Raw genomic sequence first — 20,801 nt, 5'->3', positions numbered from 1 at the left:
AACAGTTGACTGCAACTGGTTCCCAGGCTCTTCCTGGGAACCAGTTGCAGATTTGAGATTAGACCCAATCTTCTTGATCGCTTTTTTGTTTCCTGTAAACTTCACCTGTGGCGTGAATTTTACGGGTTTGTTCGTAAAGACTTTCTTCGGTATGATTCCATTTTTGCAAGACTTTTTTTAAGTCCGATTGAATATCTCTAGCGCCGGGAAAGCCTCGGTAGCGAATTATCAATCTTGCTAATTCCGATAAATTGTAGTCGGTTGCTTCTCCTGCTAATAAAGTATCGACACTGGCTCGATCGCGCTTGTATTGCGGATGCTGCTGATCTTGAGTTTTTTCGACTGAATCCATACTATTTATGTTTCCCAATCATTTAGAATACCTAGATGCCCGACTTGTTGAAGAAGTCGGGTATCTAATGAGAGTTAAAGTTTTACTATGTTTTCGCTTCAGTCATCCCCAGAAATTTTTGTGTTTGTTCAGTAATACCAAATAGTCGATCGCCGTGACAAAAGATTTCCCAGGCGCGAATTCCCATAAAACCAATACCTGCAACTGCCAAGGGCATCGCTGCGGCACCTAAAAGGGCGGCAATGGGGGGAAATATCATGCACAGTGTTAACAGAATGCCAGTAATAACACCGCCAGCAATGCCAGCTTTGGCGGTGGCAGTGGCGACTTGTTCGACTAACTCTGATTGCGTAATTTTGCCTTCAACGCACAATAACGAATTTTCTAATATCGAAAATATTAACTCAATTACTGCTGCGGCGATCGCCCCTTTCATTGCAGCCCCAACGATTTCGGCAACTGCTGCTTTAAACGCTGCATCCGCTAAAACTTGCTTAGCGACTGCTAATTCTGCAGCAGTCATGTCTGCACCACCGCGAGCACGATTCACTCGAAAATGTTCAAAAATCCCGTTAGCAGCTTCGCTTCCGCCCCCATTGACGTGCGCTTGGATGTGACTCCAATCTTTATCTTGACAGAAGTTGCGAATTGCTTCTGGGCCTTGGGCACGAATTTGGGCGGGTATTGATTCAAATACTTTTGCTGCTTCTTGCACATTTCGGATGCCGTCACGCATTCCAGCCCTCGCAAATTTCGATTGCAGATTTATTGGCAGGTTCTCAAAACGGATGTTATGTGCTATTTTAAAAGCTTCTTGAGTGGCGATCGCCCCAGCACTAACCATTGAACTTGGCGCTGATTGTACCCACGCCGTTAATACAGTTGCATTTTCCTCAACTTTAGCAGCGATTTCGTTGGCTAAGTTTTGGGTATCGGCAACAGTTTCTTGTACTTTAGCCGTTAGGAATTCGAGCGGATTCTGGCTAATTTCCATGTTGATCCAGCTTGCATCGTTAATGATTGAATTATTTTGACTATAACATTCCTCTTCAGTAAGTGTGATTTTTTACTGAATTGCTTCTCGCTTCTAACTCCGGCTGTAAATGTAGAGCTTTTTTTTGATAAAATAAACCTTCATTGATTCGACCTTGCTCTTCCAAACTTTTGCCTAAATTCCAATAAGCGACGGCTAAATCTGGTTGAATAACAATAGATTTTTGATAGTAAGTTATGGCGTCATCGAGCTGGCCTTGTTTGTAAAACATACTGCCCAAGTTAACATAGGCTTCGACAAAATTAGGATCAAATTCGATCGCCTTGGAGTAGGCGCGAATTGCCGCGTCTATTTTGCCTTGGGCTTGCAGGATATTGCCTAGAGTTTTGTAGGCGGGGGCGAAATTGGGTTGCTGGCGAAGTGCTTGGTAACAGGAGGCGATCGCCTCTGCATATTTCTGTTGCGTATAATAAATTTCAGCTATCTTGTTAAGTGCGATCGCACTATCCGGCTGAATGGCTAGTAATTTTTGATATTGAGCGATCGCCTCCTCAAGTTTTTCTGATTTCTGGAGGGTCTCGCCCGCTGACAAATACTGCTCTGCTAACTCGGAATTTACGGTCATAGATTTTACTTTAACAGCCGATACTACTTTACCACAAGTGTTAGTTAGCAACCGCGATTTCGAGGGATATTCTGACTGTGTGAAATTTCAAATTTGTTTGTGTACCGGAATGCGGAAAAAATAGTATGATTATTTTGAACCAGCATCAACGCTAATTGCAGAAGAAATCACATGGCATCACTAGCAGGAAAAGTGGCAATTGTGACTGGTGCATCGCGGGGAATTGGACGCGCGATCGCCCTCCGATTATCCGAAGAAGGCGCATCAGTGGTCGTCAACTACGCCAGAGGATCTGAGCAAGCAAAAGAAGTTGTGTCAGCGATTGAAGCAGCAGGCGGCAAAGCATTAGCCGTGCAAGCCGATGTCAGCAAAACCGCAGAAATTCGCGATTTGTTCGATCGCACTCTGGAAACATATTCACAAGTCGATATTTTAGTCAATAATGCAGGAGTAATTCTTTACAAACCTGTAGCGGAAGTTACCGAAGCAGAGTTTGATAATCTTTTTGCAATTAACGTCAAAGGCACGTTTTTTGCTTGTCAAGAAGCTGCTAAACGGATGGCAGACGGAGGAAGAATTGTCAATTTTTCCAGTTCGACAACGGCGATGCTACTGCCAACTTACGGGGCTTACGTGGCGACAAAAGGCGCGGTGGAACAGCTAACTCGATCGCTAGCGAAGGAATTGGGCGATCGCCAAATTACAGTTAATGTGATTTCTCCGGGCCCAACGGATACAGAACTCTTTACAGTCGGCAAAACCGCCGAACAAATACAAAGATTTACTCAAATGGCTGCTTTGGGAAGACTCGGAGAAGTTGAAGATATTGCCGATGTGACGGCTTTTTTGTGCAGCCAACAAGCCCGGTGGATTACCGGACAAAATATCCGCGTTAACGGCGGGACTGCCTAAATATATACTTTAGTCAGCTTGGAGTGAATATAAGTTTGTATAGCAGCGATTTCAATCGCCGATTATAAGAATCCCCAACCAAAATCAAAGATTCTGGTTGGGGATTCTTATAATTTTATAGCGCGGAAAATCGAACAAATTAAGGAGACAGTCGCCACACCTTAATCGTGTCGTCAAAACTGCCACTGATCAGAGTTTTGTCTTGAGGATTAAAAGCCAATTCCACCCAGGTAGAATGACCCTTCAGCGTGCCCGCGATTTCGCCGGAACCCATCCGCCACAGCTTGATAGTCCCGCTCAAATCGGCGCTGGCCAGCTTGTTTCCGTCGGGACTGAAAGCCAAGGACTTAACCTTGTCGGAATGGCCGATCAAAGTCCGTAGCAGAGAACCGTTGGACTGCCGGAACTGATTATTTGCGCTGATATCCCACAACTTCACCGTCTTGTCCCAACTGCCGCTGGCGAGAGTTTGACCGTCCGGGCTGATGGCCAGAGACCAAACCCCCTCGGAATGACCCCAAAAAGTGTCTTTGAATTCCCCAGTCTGCCAGTTCCACAGGCTGATCTTACCGTCGCTGCTGCCGATCGCCAAAGTTTCTCGATCGGCACTGAAAGCCACCGACTGCACCTCGTCAAGAACCCCCTGGAGAGTTTCCAACTCGGCCCCGCCTTCGACTTGCCACAACTTCAAAGTTTTGTCCTTACCTACAGTGGCCAGGGCTTGGCCGTCGGGACTGAAAACCACCGAGAACACGCCGTCTTGGTGTCCGTCCAAAGTCTGAATTAACTTGCCCGAATAGAAATTCCACAATTTAATCGTACCGTCAACGCCACCGCTGGCGATCGTCCTGCCGTCGGGACTGACAGCCACCGACCACACCGGTCCCAAATGTCCTGCTAAAACCTTGAGCAGCTTGCCGTGACGCTTGTGCAGCAGGTGAATTGTGCCGTCGTTGTTCCCGCTGACAATCACGCGACCGTTGGGAGCGACTGCTACCGCCCAAACCGGGTTTTTGTCTTGATCCGCCAGAGTCCGCACTGCTGGCCGGGATTGCAATGCCTCACCCTTGAAATCCTGCATCGGGGGCGGATTAAACCGAATTTCGGGAATGCTAGAAACAGGCTCAGAAGAAGTGAAAGCCTGCGGTGCAGGAGAGGGCAAGCGAACACCCAGCACTACGGACAGCAGGGCAACCGCACTTGCTCCCCACATGGCCAAAGTCCACTTGGGTTTGCTGAGAATCACGTCTACCGGTGCCGGGCCGTATTTCATGTCTGTGAGAATTGCCTCGGTCGAGCGATAGCGTTTTGATGGTTCTCGCTGCACCATTTTATCCAGAATGCGGCCGAGTCGCGCCGAAACTGGTACTTTCAAATAATCTCTCCAAGTCCAACTTTCGGCTTTGATGTCAAACAAATCAAAGGGCGACATTCCCGTTAACAAGTGAATGCAAGTGACACCCAAACTGTAGATGTCACTGCTCTTAATCGCTTTGCCCTTAATTTGTTCCGGGGCCGCGTATTCAGCAGAACCTGTGACCGTTTCTGTTTTCAGCGGCCCGCTATTAGCCGGAATTGCCGCCCCGAAATCGACTAAAACTAGCCCAGAGGCACTTTCTTGGGACACGGAATGTAAATCCTCTTTCCCTGCCAAAGCTGGGGATGCTTGGGGAGTTTTGCGGTGAATAATATTCGACGGTTTGATATCTCCGTGAATCAGTTGATTGTCGTGAACAAATTGCAGGACTGGCAATAATTCGCTTAGCAGATACCAAATTTGAATTTCTTTAACAACACCTTTTTCTGAAAGCCGATCGGCTAAATTGCGGCCTTCGATGTATTCTTGGACTAAATACTGGCAGCCTTCGAGTTCAAAAGATGCCAGCAGTTTCGGTATTTGCGGATGTTTCCCTAACTCGTCGAGAACTGAGGCTGAGCCGCGAAATGTCCGGTTTGCCTGTGTGCCACGGTCTGCTGCTGCTGAGCCGCAGAACTGTTGAATAACGCAGCGGGGTTGCGAAGGTTGGTCTTCATCGACTGCTAAGAAGGTGCGGCAAGTGAGACTTTGACCGAGAGTGTGAAAGACTCGGTAGCGGCCTTTTAGCAGCAAGTTTGACTCGCAACTTTTGCATACTGTCGCGCGATCGAGATTTTGGGGATTCTGGCAATTGGGATTGGTGCAGTAACTCATTTGTCTTTCCGCTGGAGACCCCCGTCCGACATTATTGCTGGTGGGGGAGGAAAGCGGGGCGGTGCGTGCCGCTTCCTGTGGACAAATTAAATAATTGGAATCTTTGCTTGATCATAATTGTTTCCCAGATTTTCGCCACAATGGCTTTGGTCGATCGCACGTAAATTATTGCTGACTTTCCTGCGAGCAAGGTTTAATAGGTCGCTCGATTGCTCGCGCGATCGAGCGCTCGGCTGGATTTGCTGTTACCGAATTACGTTATACTGTCATTGCGAATACTTTCAGTGCGATCGCAGCAAAGCAATCGCGAGGCATTGCGAAATATCCGCGATTCTTTCTCCTATGGAGTTAATCTAAAACTTCAAATTTCAAATCGACTAACCGATTAAAAAATTGGCAAATTTAGCCAAACTAACTACTAACTTTTAACTATTACTTATGCCGTTAATTCGCGTACCCAAATCTTGGGAAATTCTCGACAACCAAATTACCCCAGAAACAGCCTTTCTCAACCGCCGCCGCTTCATGACAAATTTAATTGGCGCAGGCGTGGCTGCTTCGCTGGTACCGCTGACAGGCTGCCAAAGTAATGCTAGCTCAAAAACTGCTTTGGATCAAAGCTCAACCCAAGCATATTCGGAATTGAGCCGGAATCCCGCCTTTGCGAAAGTCGATCGAGCAATTACCGACGAAGGCTTAGCTACAAAATACAACAATTTTTACGAATACGGCGGCACAAAATCTATTTGGCAAGCCGCTCAAGCTTTGCCAACAGAAAACTGGAAAGTAGAAGTAAGCGGTTTAGTAAAAAATCCCCGAACTTATGATATTGACGACCTCGAAAAGAAATTCCCTATCGAAGAACGAGTTTATCGATTTCGCTGTGTAGAAGCGTGGGCGATGGTAGTTCCTTGGGTCGGATTCCCCATGAAATTACTGATGGCCGATGTCGAACCGCAATCGAAGGCTAAATTCGTTCGCTTCACCTCATTTTACGACCCCAAAATTACTCCCGGTCCCGGTTTGATGTCGCAATTTTATCCTTGGCCTTATACCGAAGGTCTGCGAATTGAAGAAATGGCGAACGATTTAGCATTTTTTGCCACAGGCTTGTATGGCCGAAGGCTACCTAAGCAAAATGGTGCGCCACTGCGGCAAGTGATTCCTTGGAAATACGGTTTTAAGGGCGCAAAGTCGATCGTAAAAATTGAATTTGTCGAACAACAGCCCGCCACTTTTTGGAATACAATTGGTCCCAACGAATATGCTTTTGAAGCAAATGTCGAACCCGACAAGCCGCACCCCAGATGGTCGCAGGCAAGTGAACGGATAGTCGGTCCCGGTAACAGTTGGTCGTGGGAAACTCGCCCAACTTTGCCCTATAACGGTTACGGCGAATATGTGGCGGGTTTGTACACTTAATTGACGGATTTCCCCTCGTTGATAGGCTCTGCCTAGGAACGCAGAACCGGAGGCTATGCTTCCCTATTTCTGCGAGGCAGAGCCTCGGATTCAGGCATTCCCAGGCAGAGCCTGCGAACGAAAAATTGATATTACATCCGTCTTTATCTGCGTCCCTCAAACTCTTCAACTCTCTGCCAAACTCTTTCTAGCAAATCTGGCGTGCTAACATCAAACCATTCAATTTCAGGATACGCTCGAAACCAAGTCCGCTGTCTCTTCGCAAATTGCCGCGTGTGCAAAATTGTTAATTCTTTGGCTTCTTCAAGCTTAATGTCGCCAGCCAAATATTGTTTGATTTCCTGATAGCCCAGCGTGTTCAACAGTGGCAAGTCGCAGCCGTATTTTTTACACAAATATTCTACTTCCGCGATCCAGCCGCGTTCTAGCATTTGTTCGGTGCGCTGTTTGATACGATCGACCAAAACATCGATCGCGCAATCCAACCCAATTTGTAAAATAGGATAATTGGGAGGATTTTCGCCCTGCTGTTCCGAAATAGGGCGACCGGTGACATAAAATACTTCCAGTGCTCTTAAAGTTCTTACTGGATCATTGAGGTGAATTTTCTCAGCCGCAGAGCGATCGACCTGCTGCAACATCGCGTAACATTGAGATTGTCCGAGTTCGGCAAGTTGCGATCGCAATTCGGGCATCGGTGCTACCCTCGGAATTTTTAAACCGCGCACAATCGATTTAATATATAAGCCCGTCCCTCCCACCAACAACAGGGGGGGAGAAACAGGAAAATCGACATCAGCAATTAATTTTTGAGCTTGCTGCTGGTACTCTGCTAGTGTCAGAGTTTCTGTCGGATCGCAGATGTCAATTAAGTGATGCGGTACACAAGTGCGATCGACCGCCGTCGGTTTTGCGGTTCCGATGTCAAATTCGCGGTACACTTGACGGGAGTCCGCACTCAGGATCGAGGATTGCAGTCGCCCCGCCAAAGCCAAAGCCACTCCCGACTTCCCCGTCGCCGTCGCTCCGCAAATCGTAATTAATTTAGGCATAAGCTGTCGCACATTTCCCTATAAAAACTCTCAAATCCTCTCCTCTCCATGCTTTCGCCTCTCTCCATCCACTGATTCACCGCGATCGGCCCCTGGAGCCTTTGAGTAATCTCAAAACTATTCCCCTCCCTCCCCCCGATAAATTTCCCTTCAGAAAGCCCTAGCATCGCCTTTAACCGTTTTGTGCTATAATTTTAGGAGTTTTCCCATTTTAGAAGCTTTCGGGGCTTTAGGCCTCATTATTGGAGCTATTTTTGTATGACCAGCAGCTACAGCGCCGACCAGATTCAAGTTCTCGAAGGTCTCGAAGCAGTCCGTAAACGACCGGGGATGTACATCGGTACCACCGGCCCGCGAGGACTCCACCATCTAGTTTACGAGGTTGTGGACAATTCCATAGATGAGGCGCTGGCTGGCCACTGCACTCACATCGAGATTGACATCAACGCCGACGGTTCCGTTACCGTGACAGACGACGGCCGGGGCATTCCCACCGGCATCGTTGCCAAGACTGGCAAATCAGGAATAGAAACAGTAATGACTGTACTTCACGCCGGGGGTAAATTTGGCGGTGGTGGCTACAAGGTTTCTGGAGGATTGCACGGTGTAGGTATTTCTGTTGTTAACGCGCTGTCCGAGTGGGTAGAAGTGACAGTTTGGCGCGACCAAAAAGAACATTTACAGCGCTACGAAAGAGGCAATCCAGTTACTGAACTTACTGCCAAGCCCAACAAAGGTACTCGCACCGGCACTTCAGTTTCTTTCTTGCCAGATACTCACATATTTAGCACTGGCATTGAATTTGATTACACTATACTCGCCGGGCGCTTGCGAGAATTGGGTTACTTGAATGCGGGCGTGAGAATTACGTTTAGCGACCACCGTTTGGAACTGCTTAAAAGTAGCGAACCTCGCGTCGAAACATACTGTTATGAGGGCGGAATCAAGGAATATATCGCCTACATGAACCGCGAAAAGCAGCCTCTGCACGAAGAAGTGATCTACGTGCAAGGAGAACGCAACAACGTGCAGATAGAAGTGGCTTTGCAGTGGTGCGTTGATGCTTTTAGCGACAACGTTCTAGGTTTTGCTAACAACATTCGGACGATCGACGGTGGCACGCACTTAGAAGGTTTGAAGGCTGTTTTGACGCGGACGATGAATTCGATCGCCCGCAAGCGCAACAAAATTAAAGAAAATGAGCCCAACCTCGCCGGCGAAAACGTGCGCGAAGGTTTGACAGCAGTAATTTCGGTCAAAGTCCCAGACCCGGAATTTGAAGGTCAAACTAAAACTAAGTTGGGAAATACAGAAGTTCGGGGAATTGTTGATTCCTTGGTAGGCGAAGTATTAACAGAATATTTGGAGTTTCGCCCCCAAGTAGCTGACGCTATTTTGGAAAAAGCAATTCAGGCATTTAAGGCCGCTGAAGCCGCCCGCCGTGCCCGCGATTTAGTGCGCCGAAAATCTGTCTTAGAATCGTCTCCTTTGCCTGGAAAATTGGCGGACTGTAGTTCCAGAGACCCCGCTCTGTCTGAGATATACCTGGTGGAAGGGGATTCTGCAGGCGGATCGGCAAAACAAGGGCGCGATCGCCAATTCCAAGCAATCCTGCCTTTGCGCGGTAAAATTCTCAACATTGAGAAAACCGACGACGCCAAAATCTACAAAAATAACGAAATTCAATCGTTAATTACAGCCCTGGGTTTGGGCATCAAAGGCGAAGAATTCGATCCGGGTCAATTGCGGTATCACCACATCGTAATTATGACTGACGCTGACGTAGATGGTGCTCACATCCGCACGCTGTTGCTGACTTTCTTCTACCGCTATCAGCGCGCACTTGTAGACCAAGGTTACATCTATATTGCTTGTCCTCCTCTCTATAAAGTGGAACGGGGACGCAATCATTACTACTGTTACAGCGATCGCGAAATGAACAATCTCATCCGCAATGAATTTCCGGCGAATGCTAATTACACCATTCAGCGGTTCAAAGGTTTGGGTGAAATGATGCCGACACAGTTGTGGGATACGACGATGAACCCAGAAACTCGGACGCTGAAACGGGTGGAGATTGAAGACGCTGCTGAGGCCGATCGCATCTTTACGATCTTAATGGGCGATCGTGTCGCCCCCCGCCGCGAATTCATCGAAACCTACGGCCCCAAACTCAACCTCCTCGACTTGGACATCTAAATTAATCATTAGTCGTCAGTCGTTAGCTAACAGCTAATAGCTGAGGACTAATGACTAAACTTTTGCGGCCCTGATGCCTTCTGCCCTTTCGGGCGATCGGGCATCAGGGCCGTTTGATGTTTCTAGGTTTTGTTATAAAAATTAATACAATCTCTCATCAAATCGATCTAAGGTAAACACTTAGGTAATTTTTAGATTTTTGGCGCATCCATCAGCTACCACAAAAATAGAAGGTTGGACAAATATAGCATGAGCATCAATTTAGCGACCAAATTGCGTGAGGGAACCAAAAAGTCCCACACAATGGCAGAAAACGTCGGTTTTGTCAAGTGTTTTTTAAAAGGCGTTGTAGAAAAAACTTCTTACCGGAAGTTAGTAGGAAACCTCTACTTTGTCTACTCGGCAATGGAAGAGGAAATGGAACGCCAAAAGCAGCATCCGGTTGTTTCAAAAATTTACTTTTCTGAGTTGAATCGCAAACAAAGCTTAGAAAAAGATTTATTTTACTACTACGGTGCCAATTGGCGCGAACAAGTAGCTCCGTCAGCCGCAGCTAAAGCTTATGTGGAGCGAATTCGCGAGATTTCGGCGACCGCACCGGAACTGTTAGTAGCTCACTCTTACACTCGCTACCTTGGCGATTTATCCGGCGGACAAATCCTGAAGGGAATTGCCCAGCGCGGGATGAATCTTTCCGACGGAGAAGGCACTGCTTTCTATGAATTCCAGGATATTCCTGATGAAAAAGAATTCAAGGCTAACTACCGTCAGGCAATGAATGAACTGCCGATTGACGAAGCAACAGCAGAGCGAATTGTTGACGAAGCTAATGCAGCTTTTGGCATGAACATGAAGATGTTCATGGAGTTAGAAGGCAATTTGATTAAAGCAGTTGGTCAGATGCTTTTCAATACCCTGACGCGGAAGCGCGGTGGTGGCAGTACCGAATTGGCTACTGCTGATTGAGTTAAAGCTCACTGGGGATAATTTGAGCCTCGTTTAAGAGGAAAACTTTAAATCCTGGGGGTTTGATGGCTGCTTTTACAGTCACCAAAGCTCCGGGATTTTGCATGGCGGGCGATCGACTTTTTAACTCACAACTCAACACTATCACCTTCCCACGCCGCGATCGGGAGGCTCCTCGTCCGGGACAGGCAAAGAACTCGGCCTTATCTGCCGCTCCAAATACTTGCTCAAAGCGTAAGCGATATCCCCACGAGTCATCGGTTTCAAAGGATTAATCTTATTAGTTGCGATATCAACATTAACAAACCCTTCATAAAGTGCAGTAGCTATAGACTTTCTAGCCCAACTAGGGATTTCGCCTGCATCTGGATACTTAGCTAAAATCTCGGAAATGCTGGGATCGGGAAACTGAAAAACCCCGTAAGCTTGAGCAAAAATCGCCAAAGCTTCAGCGCGAGTCACCCTTTGATTTGGGAAAAACATTCCATCGCGATATCCACTCATCGTTCCCGTTTTCAAAGCAGTTTGAATTGCACTGTAAGCCCAGTAACTCTTCGGTACGTCCGGCACTTCCCTATCCGGTTTCTGAGCGGTTTTCCGGCGTTCCAAACCAAAAGTTTTCACTAAAATCATCGCCAAATCGGCGCGACTTACAAAGCCCTCAGCATTAAAATTACCACTAGCATCTTTATTCATCAATCCTGCACTCACAACCCGATCGATCGGGTCAATTATTTGTTGAGATTGAACCGCCATTGGGACTCCTTGCACTAGCGCGATCGCCAAAAAAATACTCACTAACTTTTTCACGATTTTAATCCTTTCTGTCGCTAAAACCATCATGAAAACAGCAGTAATATTTTTTATGGTTCCATCGGTATTATTCTGTGGTTTCGGCGGTGCGCGAGATTTGAGGATTATATATTAAAATCAAACATTTGCTTCCGGCAAAGCGCCCTGCATTTTACCCAGCCAATCAATCAAATTATCCAATTGCTTTTGGGCCGTCAAAACCGCCATACCTCGAATAGTAACCTTCCCCTTGCTGTAGACAAAACGAGAGCGCAAATGTTCCGGCAAATTAGCCTTGAGCAAATTCCAAGCAGGCTCTTCCATCGCAGTTTCCAAAACTATGTTCTGCTTATTCTCCGGTTTAATCCGAGAAAAACCGATTTTTTTAGCAATTTGTTTTAGTTCGACCACACGGATAAGTTGCTGGGCTGGAAGAGGAATTGGCCCATAACGATCGCACCAATCAGCCTGAATCTGCTGTAATTCTTCAGGAGTATTAGCAGAAGCCACAGACCGGTAAGCGCTCATCTTTTGATCCAAATCTGCGATGTAATCGGCAGGAATAAACGCCGTCAAAGTTAGGTCAATTTGCGCGTCCTCCACTTTCGGAATTTCCTGACCCTTAATTTCCCGAATAGCCTCCTCTAACATTTCAGCATACAAATCAAAACCGATCGCCTCCATTTGACCAGATTGTTCAGTACCCAAAACATCACCCGAACCGCGAATTTCCATATCTCGGACGGCCAACTGATAGCCCGAACCCAACTGGGCAAACTCTTGAATTGCGCGCAGCCTCTGCCTTGCAGCATCAGACAGCTTGTTCTGCTTCGGATAAAACAGCCAAGCATGAGCTTGAATCCCCGCGCGTCCCACCCGTCCCCGCAACTGGTAAAGCTGACCCAAACCAAACTTCTGCGCGTCTTCAATTAAAATAGTATTGACTCGCGGAATATCCAAACCCGACTCAATAATCGTCGTACACACCAAAATATCGAAATCTGCCGCACTGAAAGTCAGCATGACCGATTCTAATTCCGAAGCATCCATTTGACCGTGGGCGATCGCAATTCTGGCAGACGGAACCATCTCCTGCAACTGAGCGGCCAACTCATCAATCCCCTCAATCCGCGGCACCACGTAAAAAACCTGACCGCCCCTGTCCAATTCTTGACGAATTGCCGATCGCACCACTTCCGGGTTATAGGGAGCCAAATGCGTCTGAATCGGGCGCCTGCTGGGAGGCGGAGTCGAAATCAAACTCATCTCGCGAATCCCCGACAGCGACATATACAAAGTCCGGGGAATCGGCGTTGCTGTCAGAGTCAGAACATCTACCTCTGTTTTGAGAGCTTTAATCGCTTCCTTTTGCTTAACTCCAAACCGCTGTTCTTCATCCACCACCAACAAGCCCAAATCCCGAAATTTAATCGCTTTGCTCAAAACAGCTTGAGTACCGACAATCACATCTAATTCCCCAGTCGCCAAACGCTTGTGAATCTCCCGGCGCTCGGTTTCAGTGCGAAAGCGATTGAGCAAACCAACTTCGATCGGATAAGGGGAAAAACGCTCCGAGAGCGTGTGATAGTGCTGTTGGGTCAAAATCGTTGTCGGCGCGAGCAAAGCCACCTGCTTGCCCGCCGTGACCGCCTTAAAAATCGCTCTCAGAGCCACTTCTGTCTTGCCAAAACCGACATCGCCGCAGACCAAGCGATCCATCGGTCGATCGCCCTCCATGTCGCGTTTCACATCCTGAGTTGCCTTTAACTGATCGGGGGTTGGCTGGTAAGGAAAAGAATCCTCTAATTCTTGTTGCCAAGGCATATCAGGAGGAAAAGCGTAACCTGTTTGTTTAGCTCTTTTAGCATAAAGATTCAGCAAATCCACTGCCAATTTTTTAACAGCTTTGCGAACCTTTGTTTTAGTTTTTTCCCAAGTTTGGCCTGTCAGCTTGTTTAAATCCGGTACTTTATCGCCTACAGTCCGAAACCTCGACAAAGCCCCCAATTGATCTGCCGCCACTCTCAGAGTACCGTCAGCGTATTGAATCAATAAATATTCGCGAGTTTCCCGATCGATCGTCAAACGTTCCAACTTGAGAAATTTACCCACTCCGTGCTGGCGGTGAACCACATAATCACCAGGGCTTAATTTATTCGGGTCTACTTGCTTAGAAGCAGCACGGCGGCGCTTGCGGACGTAGCTAAAAGTAGCAAGAGAATGCTGACCGTAAAATTCCCGATCGGTAATTAAAACAATCCGAAAAGTCGGCAGAATAAAACCTTCCAATTCTGCCAGCCCGCTGTACTTCAAAGCAACCGGAACGTGCTGCAATTGCAACTTGTCGATCGCCAAATAATCGCGCGGATTCACCACAAACTGAGCCGGACAGTCGTGTTCCGACAGCAGAGAAACAGAACGGCTGGGTTGAGCAGAAACCAGAAAAATGGTAAAACCTCGATCGCGCTCTTCCCTGAGCATTTGAGACAACTTAGCAAATTGGTGAGGCATCACCGGCACAGGCCGAGAAGCCAAATTAATCGCAGACGGTAGCTGGTCACTCTCGGCAGAGTTTTGAATTTTTTTAGTAGTAGAATCTTCTGCCAATTCTGAAAGTTCTAGCCTGTCGAAAGCTGCAGCATCTGCCATAGATTCTGCAAAAGTGCGGTGAATTTTCGGAACTTTCAAGTTAGAAATTGGCAATTTTTCTGTTCCCTCACCAGCAACTTCCGATTCGCGATTACAACTATTCCACTGTTCCTGTGCATTCTCAAACCAGCGGTCGCTGTGACCTTCGCACCCTTGCGGTTCGTCAACTACAACTAAAGTATTTTTTGGCAAATAATCTAACAAAGATGCAGGTTTCTCGAAAGCTAAGCCCAACAGCCTGCGGACAAATTTTTCGGCTTCATTTTCTGTGTCTACAGAGCCTAGTTGGTTAATTTCGTCAATATTTTTTTCAGCTAAAACTGCTTTAATAATTGCGTTAAAATTAGTAGGAGTTAAAACTAAGCGATCGACCTTATCGAGCGATCGCTGGGAAGACGGATCGAACTCCCGAATTTGCTCTAAATCATCCCCAAACCACTCCAGCCGCACCGGCAACTCAGCCGCCACCGGAAATACATCGACAATATCACCCCGACGGCTCCATTGACCCTCCATTTCCACCAGAGCCACCCGATCGTACCCCATCGAAACGAGTTGGCGATCTAGTATCTTCGAGTCTTGAACCGCACCTCGCTTCAGCGTCAGACAGTAGGGTTCAAAAGCATCAGGTGGCGGCAAGTGAGACTGGAGAGCTCTTTCGGTAGCTACAATCGCGATTGGCTTCGACTGATTGGCGGTTTTTTCTTCCTTATCCACCAAATCCGCCAGCACCTGCATTTGCCCCCACGTCATTTCATTCTCGTCGGAGTAAGATAGCTCGTAGGGCGAAGCTTCCGAAGTCGGGTAAAAATGTACGGTTTGCCAGCCCATCGCCTCCAGCCCTGCCACCCAACGACCGGCTTCTTCTAGAGTTGCCGTCACTACCAGTAAACTCCGCCCTTCTTGCTGTGCGAGGGCGGAAGCTACTAAACCTTTGGGCAAGCGAGCTATGCCGGACAGTTGCAAGCAGCGATGGCGCTTGAGCTTGTTGAGGAGTTCTGTGGCTAGGGGCGATCGCCCGAGGGTACGAATTATTGAAGAGAAAGTCATGCGCTTTTAATTTTAATCCCTGATCGGCTAAGGCTCTTTCCCTTTGCCTGTTAAGGAGATTGTACGACAAACATCCATGATTGTGCCGCTCTGCTGTTGACGCCTGGGAACTTAACTGGAGATAGATTTCTGCTTTAATATGTCGATCCTGCGATCGCGATTGAGCCAGTTCCGTTAATCTAGTGACAGGTTTAGAAAAAATTTCGATTTTGCGATCGAGATTAGCAGCTTCCAGACCTCTCCTTTAACCGGGCAGAGCGCTTCGCCGTTACTACCGAAAATTTTAGAAATGTCCCCAAGTACCGATATTCTGATTGTTCTCCTGCTGATTTTCCTCAATGGCTTGTTTGTGATGTCAGAGATGGCCATCATCTCTGTACGGAAGGTGAGACTGCAACAGATGGCCAACCAAGGTTCAGCCAATGCCCGCGTAGCCTTGGATCTGGCTAATGCCCCCAATCAGTTCTTGCCGACAGTTCAAATCGGGATTACGATGCTGGCCATTCTGTCGGGCGCTTTCGGAGAAACGACGATTTCTAGAAGAGTAGAGCCTTTGTTGCGGCTGATTCCTGCCCTCGCGCCCTATTCTCAGACGATCGCCTCAGTAGTAGCAGTTTTAACCATCACTTATCTAACCCTAATTATCGGCGAACTTGTGCCGAAGCGGCTGGCGCTCAACAACCCGGAGCCGATCGCCTCAAGCGTAGCAATTCCCATGCGAATGCTCTCAAAAATTGGCGCTCCTGCGGTTTATTTGTTAAGTCATTCCACTGACTTAGTGATGCGACTGATGAGGATATCACCCTCGACAGAACCGCAAGTTACAGAAGAGGAAATTAAAGTTTTAATCGAGCAAGGAACCGAAGCCGGAACCTTTGAAGAAGCCGAACAAGATATGGTAGAAAGAGTGTTTCGTTTGGGCGATCGGCGAGTCAGCGCCTTAATGACCCCGCGTCCCGATCTTACTTGGCTCGACCTCGACGACTCAGTAGAAGAAAATCGCCAAAAAATGCTCGGCAGCGGTCATTCTCGGTTTCCCGTGTGTCAGGGAGGACTCGACAACGTTGTCGGTTTAGTACACGTTACTGATATGCTGTCGCGGACTTTAACTGGTCAACCCCTGGATTTAAGCGCTTCTTTACGGCGACCGTTATTTGTACCGGAAAGCACGCGGGGTCTAAAAGTATTAGAACTGTTCAAACAATCTAGCAATCAAATTGCCTTGGTAGTAGACGAATACGGCGTCATTCAAGGATTGGTTACAGTCAACGACATTTTAGTCGAATTGGTGGGGGACTTTCCCTCTATTGAAGATGCAGACGAGCCTCAAGCCGTACAGCGCGAAGACGGTTCTTGGCTGTTAGACGGAATGCTAGCAGTCGAAGATTTTTTTGAGCTGTTTGGAATCGAAGAGTCAGCAGAACACAAAGGAAGTTACCACACAATGGGCGGTTTTGTGATTACTAATTTGGGCAAAATTCCCACAGCAGCCGAGCATTTTGAGTGGAATGGTTTGCGCGTGGAAGTAGTCGATATGGACGGGAACCGAGTTGATAAAATCTTGGTGATGCCGATCGACTCAGCGGGCGATCGATCTAAAACCCAACCAAAAACCTAAAATTTAAACTCAGCGGTAAGGTGCGCTAGCCGCACCCTACATCAACCATTCAGCGGATATTTTAGACCTACTTCTTTTTGCTTCTAGCCTCATCTTTCCGCAAAGATTCCAGAATAGAACGACCTACATAATTGCTGAAAACCACCTCTCCAGCTTGATTGTAGTGGCAGCAGCTATCTACATAAACAGCCTCTTTAGTCTTGTCAAAAACATTAACAGCATTCACTAAATTGATATTATTTTTTTCCAAATTAGGAAACTTTTTGAAAAGAGCCGGATATCCAATTTCCACAGCTTTAGCATAAGGAGTATCCTTGTTAAAAGCAATCTGCTTTTCGGTTTCACCAAACACTCTTTTCGTCTGATAGTATTGATTAGGCTGAAGAACATGAAAATAAGGCACATTACTAGCAGACAGAACTTTGTGCATAAAAATTGAACTTTTTGCCCAATTTAACGCCATTTCTTGAAAAGCTACTGAATCCTGTAAAACCGACTTATTAGTATTGATATAAATAACGCTTCCACTGTCATCTTTTTTTTGTTTAGTCCGTTCTTTTTCAAACTTAATAACATCGGTTTTATAGTTATTAACTAGATTTTGAACGTAAACAGAAGTCAAAGCATCGCACGCAGCGAAAGAACAGTTTTGCAAACGTTCCAAACCCTGATTAATCCTAGCTTTATTTTCTTGGATTCTGATAGTTGCTTTCATCGCTTTGGTAGAAAGGCTATTATTCGCCAAGCTAGTCAGCGGCAAAATATGCTGAATGCTTGGCATCGCCAAATCGACTTGATTTTTATTGTTTAAGTTAGAAAGTGCTACTTCATTAAAACCATCTATATTGACGACCAGATCCAGTTCTTGCCCTAAAGCCAAAAAATAGTTTAAAATCAATAATTGCTGGGGTTGTTTGTAGCCGCCGGTAGCAAAAGACAAAATTACAAATTCTTTATCTTTCCAACCCGGAAGCTGCTTGAGGTATTGAGGTAAAATTTTATTTTGAACTTCAAATATTCCATAATTAGAAGCCACAGAACCGCCAAAAACTCCGATAATAAATTGATTGGGTTTAGTCTTTTTGAAAGGGTAATCGTAAGGTGAGATAAACCCATAGTTGTTATTTTTAAAACCGGGGCGAAAGTCAAGGCCTGGTTTCTGAATAAACCCAAAAAAAGGATGAAATCTTTCGACTATAGACTCATTGAGTCGCACTCCTTCTAAATTAATTCCCAAGGCAGATTTATCTTGCGTCTTTTCTCTCGTATAGAAAAATTGCTTGTTCTTGACAAAATACCATCCCAAGGAGCCAAGTTCGAGGAAAACCAGTAAAAGCCCTAAATTAATCAAAGTTATCTTGAGAAATTCTTGTCCTTTTTTTAGGAATTTTAAATTTTTCATAAACCTCTATTTCGACTCTCTTACTACTTTAATAATGGAACTAGAAACATAGTTTACCAATACTTCTTCTCCCACTGAATTATAGTGGCAGCAGGCATCTTTGTAAACCGTCTCTTTTGTATTATCTAAAATATTCACTGCGTTAAAAACATCAACCCCAGCTTTTTGCAAATCATCGACTTTGGACAATAGCACCGGATAACCTTTTTTCACACCTTCAATGTAAGGGCTATTTTGGTCGATCGCAATTTCGTTTTCCTTGGCGGTAAACGCTCGCTTAGTGGGATAATACTGGTTGGGCTGGATAAAGTGAAAATACTTAATCTTTCTACTTGATAAAATTTGATTCATCCCGATCGACGATTGATACCACATCGATGCCATTTTGTCAAAAGCAGCGGCATCCTGCAAAACAAAGTCAGCTTTGGGAATATATACTATACCGCTATTTGCCGTGTCTGGGTTGGATTGTTTGACTTGCGAATCGTACTTGACAACGGCTTGCTGGTAATTGTTGACTAATTGTTGCACCTGTAGCGAGGTAACAGCGTGACACAAAGCAAGTTGACAAGTTTGCAATTTGTCAATACCTGCTTTCAACTGTTTTTTGTTTTCGTTAATTTGCACGATCGAACTCATCGCTTCCGGTGACAAGCTGTTGTTGGCTAAACCAGTCAGAGGCTGTATGTGCTGAACGCTGGGCATTCCTATTTCTACTTGGGCTTTGTTGTTTAAATTTGACAGTGCTACTTCGTTAAAACCGTCAATATTGATGACTAAATCTAATTCTTGACCCAACGCCAGAAAGTAATTTAAAATTAATAATTGTTGGGGCTGTTTGTAGCCACCGTTGCCAAAATTTAAAACAATAATTTCCTTGTTGGCAAATTCTGGATAAGTCTTCAATTTGTTAGACAATCGGCGATTTACGTATTCATCGACTGCAAAGTTATTCGCAACTGAACCGCCAAAAACTCCGATAATAACTTGATTTCTATTGGTTTTAATAAACGGATATTCGTAGAGTGAAAAAAAACCGTGTTTGTTGACTTTTAACTTTAATTTTTCATTAGTGAAAGCACCTTGTTTGAGTACATAGCCAAAAAGTGGGTGCAGTCTTTCTACGATAGATTCATCAAGTCTAATGCCGATCCTTTCAATATCTTCTACTACTTTTTCTTTGGCTTTAGTTCTGGTATAAAAAAACTGTTTTTGGTTGATAAAATAAAAAGCAAGCGATAAAGCTTCCAGACAAATAAAGGCGATCGCCACATTAACCGCGATTATAATTAATATATTTTTGCTTTTTTTGAGTACCGTTGAATCTTTCATAAAATTTGACGGCTTAGGGTTTTTTGGGGAGTTGAGACTGCTTCAAATTTTCGCACAAATTTCGGTTAATCAGGATACTAGCCAGTCGGTGTCCGAGTTCATTCCAGTGACCCCCACAGGGTACAGAATTCTCAAAACCGTGGGCGCAAACTTGATATTTTTCAGTGTAACCTTGGATCTGTTCGGATAAATTAAGTACCCGAAAACCCTCGCGCGCGCCCAATTTTTCCAGCCGCCTATCGGGATAAAACAAATCCTGAATGTTGTTCTTTCTCATAAAATTTTTTCGCCTCTCTGCCTCCGGTCGAACTTGCATCGGATCGCCGATTGTCACAACCAAGAAATCAGCATTTTTCTGCACGACTTCATTCCGCATCGTCACAATCAAACCCTCTGTCACCTTCCAAGCCTCTTGCCAAGCTGCATCTTGAGGTTTCTTGAGGTTCAGGGTACTTAAAGTGGTAAAGTGCCCCGATAACTCCCGCTTTTTCCGCTCTAAGTCTACTTTTTTAATGACCTGCAAAATGCGCGAATTGTTGACGATCAAACTGGGCATCCGGTCTACAAAGGAAACTGCTCTTTCGTTGCGATCGATCGGCGCCAGATTGCGAAAAGACATATCCGGTACTAACTTGCCGCTAGCATCATAAGCAAAAAATGGTCGGTAGCGATCGTATTCCAGTTTCGGAGAATTATTTATCACATCATTGCCAATAAAAAAAGCAAGAATTACAATATCAGGACTGTAATCCCACACTTTTTTTCGCAGCATAATTAATTGTTGAGCAGTACCGTAGCCCTGCACCCCGAAATTCATGACCTCAACATTTTTGCGTCCCTTAACGGCCTCGCAGTTGCCTAACTTTCGCTCCAATTTCGACCAGAAAGTTTGTTCGACAGGTACGTGAATTGCTTCGGTGAAAGAATCGCCCAAAACCGCCACGCGCAAAGTATTTGGAGGTTTTGCTTTTGTATGTTCGCGATCGCGCAAACCCTCGCTATTCACCTGCACAAAACTCGCACCTTCCCCATTCCACTCCCCCGACGCACCCGGTTTCAGCTTCCAGCCCACATTTGGATCGGAAGTGTGGAAACGAGTTGGCGCCGACTCTACGAAATCTCCTATTTTTGGATAGCCCTCAACTCTAGCAACTCGCAACCCAACTTCACCAATTACCACCCCCATCAATAAACCGCCGAGTGTCAAACCCAAATTGACACCCAAATTTTTCAACTTGCTCATTA

Annotated in this window: 16 protein-coding genes; 5 read left to right on the top strand and 11 right to left on the bottom strand. The window is 46.0% G+C overall.

Going from position 1 to position 20,801, the window contains the following annotated elements; all coding sequences use genetic code 11:
• Window positions 1–58: 58 nt before the first annotated feature.
• The 3 genes from QUA23_RS22320 to QUA23_RS22310 form a co-directional block, all read right to left on the bottom strand.
• Entirely contained in the window at window positions 59–352 is a 294-nt protein-coding gene (locus tag QUA23_RS22320) for a DUF3288 family protein (protein ID WP_333078275.1), read from the bottom strand.
• An 85-nt stretch (window positions 353–437) separates the two neighbouring features.
• On the bottom strand, window positions 438–1,346 hold the full coding sequence (locus QUA23_RS22315) for a hypothetical protein (RefSeq protein WP_333078273.1): 909 nt from the start codon (window positions 1,344–1,346) through the stop codon (window positions 438–440).
• Window positions 1,347–1,401: 55 nt separating this feature from the next.
• On the bottom strand, window positions 1,402–1,971 hold the full coding sequence (locus tag QUA23_RS22310; protein WP_333078271.1) for a tetratricopeptide repeat protein: 570 nt from the start codon (window positions 1,969–1,971) through the stop codon (window positions 1,402–1,404).
• A gap of 171 nt (window positions 1,972–2,142) precedes the next feature.
• On the opposite strand from QUA23_RS22310, the gene QUA23_RS22305 reads away from it, so the two are divergent.
• Window positions 2,143–2,883, top strand: coding sequence for an SDR family oxidoreductase (locus QUA23_RS22305; RefSeq protein ID WP_333078269.1), 741 nt, complete (start codon window positions 2,143–2,145; stop codon window positions 2,881–2,883).
• Between the two features lie 139 nt (window positions 2,884–3,022).
• Here the strand turns inward: QUA23_RS22305 and QUA23_RS22300 are convergent, their stop codons facing one another.
• Together QUA23_RS22300 and QUA23_RS22295 are read right to left on the bottom strand one after the other, a co-directional pair.
• Window positions 3,023–5,074, bottom strand: coding sequence for a serine/threonine-protein kinase (locus QUA23_RS22300; RefSeq protein ID WP_333078267.1), 2,052 nt, complete (start codon window positions 5,072–5,074; stop codon window positions 3,023–3,025).
• A gap of 31 nt (window positions 5,075–5,105) precedes the next feature.
• Complete coding sequence (locus QUA23_RS22295; protein ID WP_333069542.1) at window positions 5,106–5,264, bottom strand: hypothetical protein; 159 nt, start codon at window positions 5,262–5,264, stop codon at window positions 5,106–5,108.
• Between the two features lie 248 nt (window positions 5,265–5,512).
• On the opposite strand from QUA23_RS22295, the gene msrP reads away from it, so the two are divergent.
• Window positions 5,513–6,496, top strand: coding sequence for a protein-methionine-sulfoxide reductase catalytic subunit MsrP (msrP, locus tag QUA23_RS22290; protein WP_333078264.1), 984 nt, complete (start codon window positions 5,513–5,515; stop codon window positions 6,494–6,496).
• Between the two features lie 143 nt (window positions 6,497–6,639).
• Here the strand turns inward: msrP and miaA are convergent, their stop codons facing one another.
• Entirely contained in the window at window positions 6,640–7,548 is a 909-nt protein-coding gene (gene miaA, locus QUA23_RS22285) for a tRNA (adenosine(37)-N6)-dimethylallyltransferase MiaA (RefSeq protein WP_333078263.1), read from the bottom strand.
• 258 nt (window positions 7,549–7,806) lie between these two features.
• On the opposite strand from miaA, the gene gyrB reads away from it, so the two are divergent.
• Together gyrB and QUA23_RS22275 are read left to right on the top strand one after the other, a co-directional pair.
• Window positions 7,807–9,747: a DNA topoisomerase (ATP-hydrolyzing) subunit B gene (gyrB, locus tag QUA23_RS22280; RefSeq protein ID WP_333078261.1), complete on the top strand. Its 1,941-nt coding sequence runs from the start codon at window positions 7,807–7,809 to the stop codon at window positions 9,745–9,747.
• A 249-nt stretch (window positions 9,748–9,996) separates the two neighbouring features.
• Window positions 9,997–10,713 carry a heme oxygenase (biliverdin-producing) gene (locus QUA23_RS22275; RefSeq protein ID WP_333078259.1) on the top strand — a complete coding sequence of 239 codons (717 nt, stop codon included), beginning with the start codon at window positions 9,997–9,999 and terminating at the stop codon, window positions 10,711–10,713.
• A 144-nt stretch (window positions 10,714–10,857) separates the two neighbouring features.
• Here QUA23_RS22275 and QUA23_RS22270 read toward each other — a convergent pair whose 3' ends face one another.
• On the bottom strand, window positions 10,858–11,523 hold the full coding sequence (locus tag QUA23_RS22270) for an S-layer homology domain-containing protein (protein ID WP_333078257.1): 666 nt from the start codon (window positions 11,521–11,523) through the stop codon (window positions 10,858–10,860).
• Window positions 11,524–11,643: 120 nt separating this feature from the next.
• Window positions 11,644–15,204, bottom strand: a complete 3,561-nt coding sequence (gene mfd / locus QUA23_RS22265; RefSeq protein ID WP_333078255.1) for a transcription-repair coupling factor — start codon at window positions 15,202–15,204, stop codon at window positions 11,644–11,646.
• 289 nt (window positions 15,205–15,493) lie between these two features.
• Between mfd and QUA23_RS22260 the strand changes: the two genes are divergently transcribed.
• Complete coding sequence (locus tag QUA23_RS22260; protein ID WP_333078254.1) at window positions 15,494–16,822, top strand: hemolysin family protein; 1,329 nt, start codon at window positions 15,494–15,496, stop codon at window positions 16,820–16,822.
• Between the two features lie 67 nt (window positions 16,823–16,889).
• Here the strand turns inward: QUA23_RS22260 and QUA23_RS22255 are convergent, their stop codons facing one another.
• Genes QUA23_RS22255 through QUA23_RS22245 form a run of 3 tightly spaced genes read right to left on the bottom strand, consistent with a single transcriptional unit; the run spans window position 16,890 to window position 20,799 of the window.
• Window positions 16,890–18,224, bottom strand: a complete 1,335-nt coding sequence (locus QUA23_RS22255) for a hypothetical protein (protein ID WP_333078253.1) — start codon at window positions 18,222–18,224, stop codon at window positions 16,890–16,892.
• 6 nt (window positions 18,225–18,230) lie between these two features.
• Window positions 18,231–19,556 (bottom strand): hypothetical protein, encoded by a 1,326-nt coding sequence (locus tag QUA23_RS22250; protein WP_333078251.1) that lies wholly within the window; start codon window positions 19,554–19,556, stop codon window positions 18,231–18,233.
• A 13-nt stretch (window positions 19,557–19,569) separates the two neighbouring features.
• Complete coding sequence (locus tag QUA23_RS22245) at window positions 19,570–20,799, bottom strand: SGNH/GDSL hydrolase family protein (protein WP_333078250.1); 1,230 nt, start codon at window positions 20,797–20,799, stop codon at window positions 19,570–19,572.
• Window positions 20,800–20,801: the final 2 nt, after the last annotated feature.

The sequence above is a fragment of the Microcoleus sp. Pol1C5 genome (genome assembly GCF_036701115.1).
GTDB lineage: Bacteria > Cyanobacteriota > Cyanobacteriia > Cyanobacteriales > Microcoleaceae > Microcoleus.
This window is presented reverse-complemented; position numbering and strand designations above follow the sequence as displayed.

Coding starts and splice junctions, on each gene's coding strand:
- QUA23_RS22320 (WP_333078275.1), bottom strand. CDS start 352: ATGGATTCAGTCGAAAAAACTCAAGATCAGCAGCATCCGCAATACAAG.
- QUA23_RS22315 (WP_333078273.1), bottom strand. CDS start 1,346: ATGGAAATTAGCCAGAATCCGCTCGAATTCCTAACGGCTAAAGTACAA.
- QUA23_RS22310 (WP_333078271.1), bottom strand. CDS start 1,971: ATGACCGTAAATTCCGAGTTAGCAGAGCAGTATTTGTCAGCGGGCGAG.
- QUA23_RS22305 (WP_333078269.1), top strand. CDS start 2,143: ATGGCATCACTAGCAGGAAAAGTGGCAATTGTGACTGGTGCATCGCGG.
- QUA23_RS22300 (WP_333078267.1), bottom strand. CDS start 5,074: ATGAGTTACTGCACCAATCCCAATTGCCAGAATCCCCAAAATCTCGAT.
- msrP (WP_333078264.1), top strand. CDS start 5,513: ATGCCGTTAATTCGCGTACCCAAATCTTGGGAAATTCTCGACAACCAA.
- miaA (WP_333078263.1), bottom strand. CDS start 7,548: ATGCCTAAATTAATTACGATTTGCGGAGCGACGGCGACGGGGAAGTCG.
- gyrB (WP_333078261.1), top strand. CDS start 7,807: ATGACCAGCAGCTACAGCGCCGACCAGATTCAAGTTCTCGAAGGTCTC.
- QUA23_RS22275 (WP_333078259.1), top strand. CDS start 9,997: ATGAGCATCAATTTAGCGACCAAATTGCGTGAGGGAACCAAAAAGTCC.
- mfd (WP_333078255.1), bottom strand. CDS start 15,204: ATGACTTTCTCTTCAATAATTCGTACCCTCGGGCGATCGCCCCTAGCC.
- QUA23_RS22260 (WP_333078254.1), top strand. CDS start 15,494: ATGTCCCCAAGTACCGATATTCTGATTGTTCTCCTGCTGATTTTCCTC.
- QUA23_RS22255 (WP_333078253.1), bottom strand. CDS start 18,224: ATGAAAAATTTAAAATTCCTAAAAAAAGGACAAGAATTTCTCAAGATA.
- QUA23_RS22250 (WP_333078251.1), bottom strand. CDS start 19,556: ATGAAAGATTCAACGGTACTCAAAAAAAGCAAAAATATATTAATTATA.
- QUA23_RS22245 (WP_333078250.1), bottom strand. CDS start 20,799: ATGAGCAAGTTGAAAAATTTGGGTGTCAATTTGGGTTTGACACTCGGC.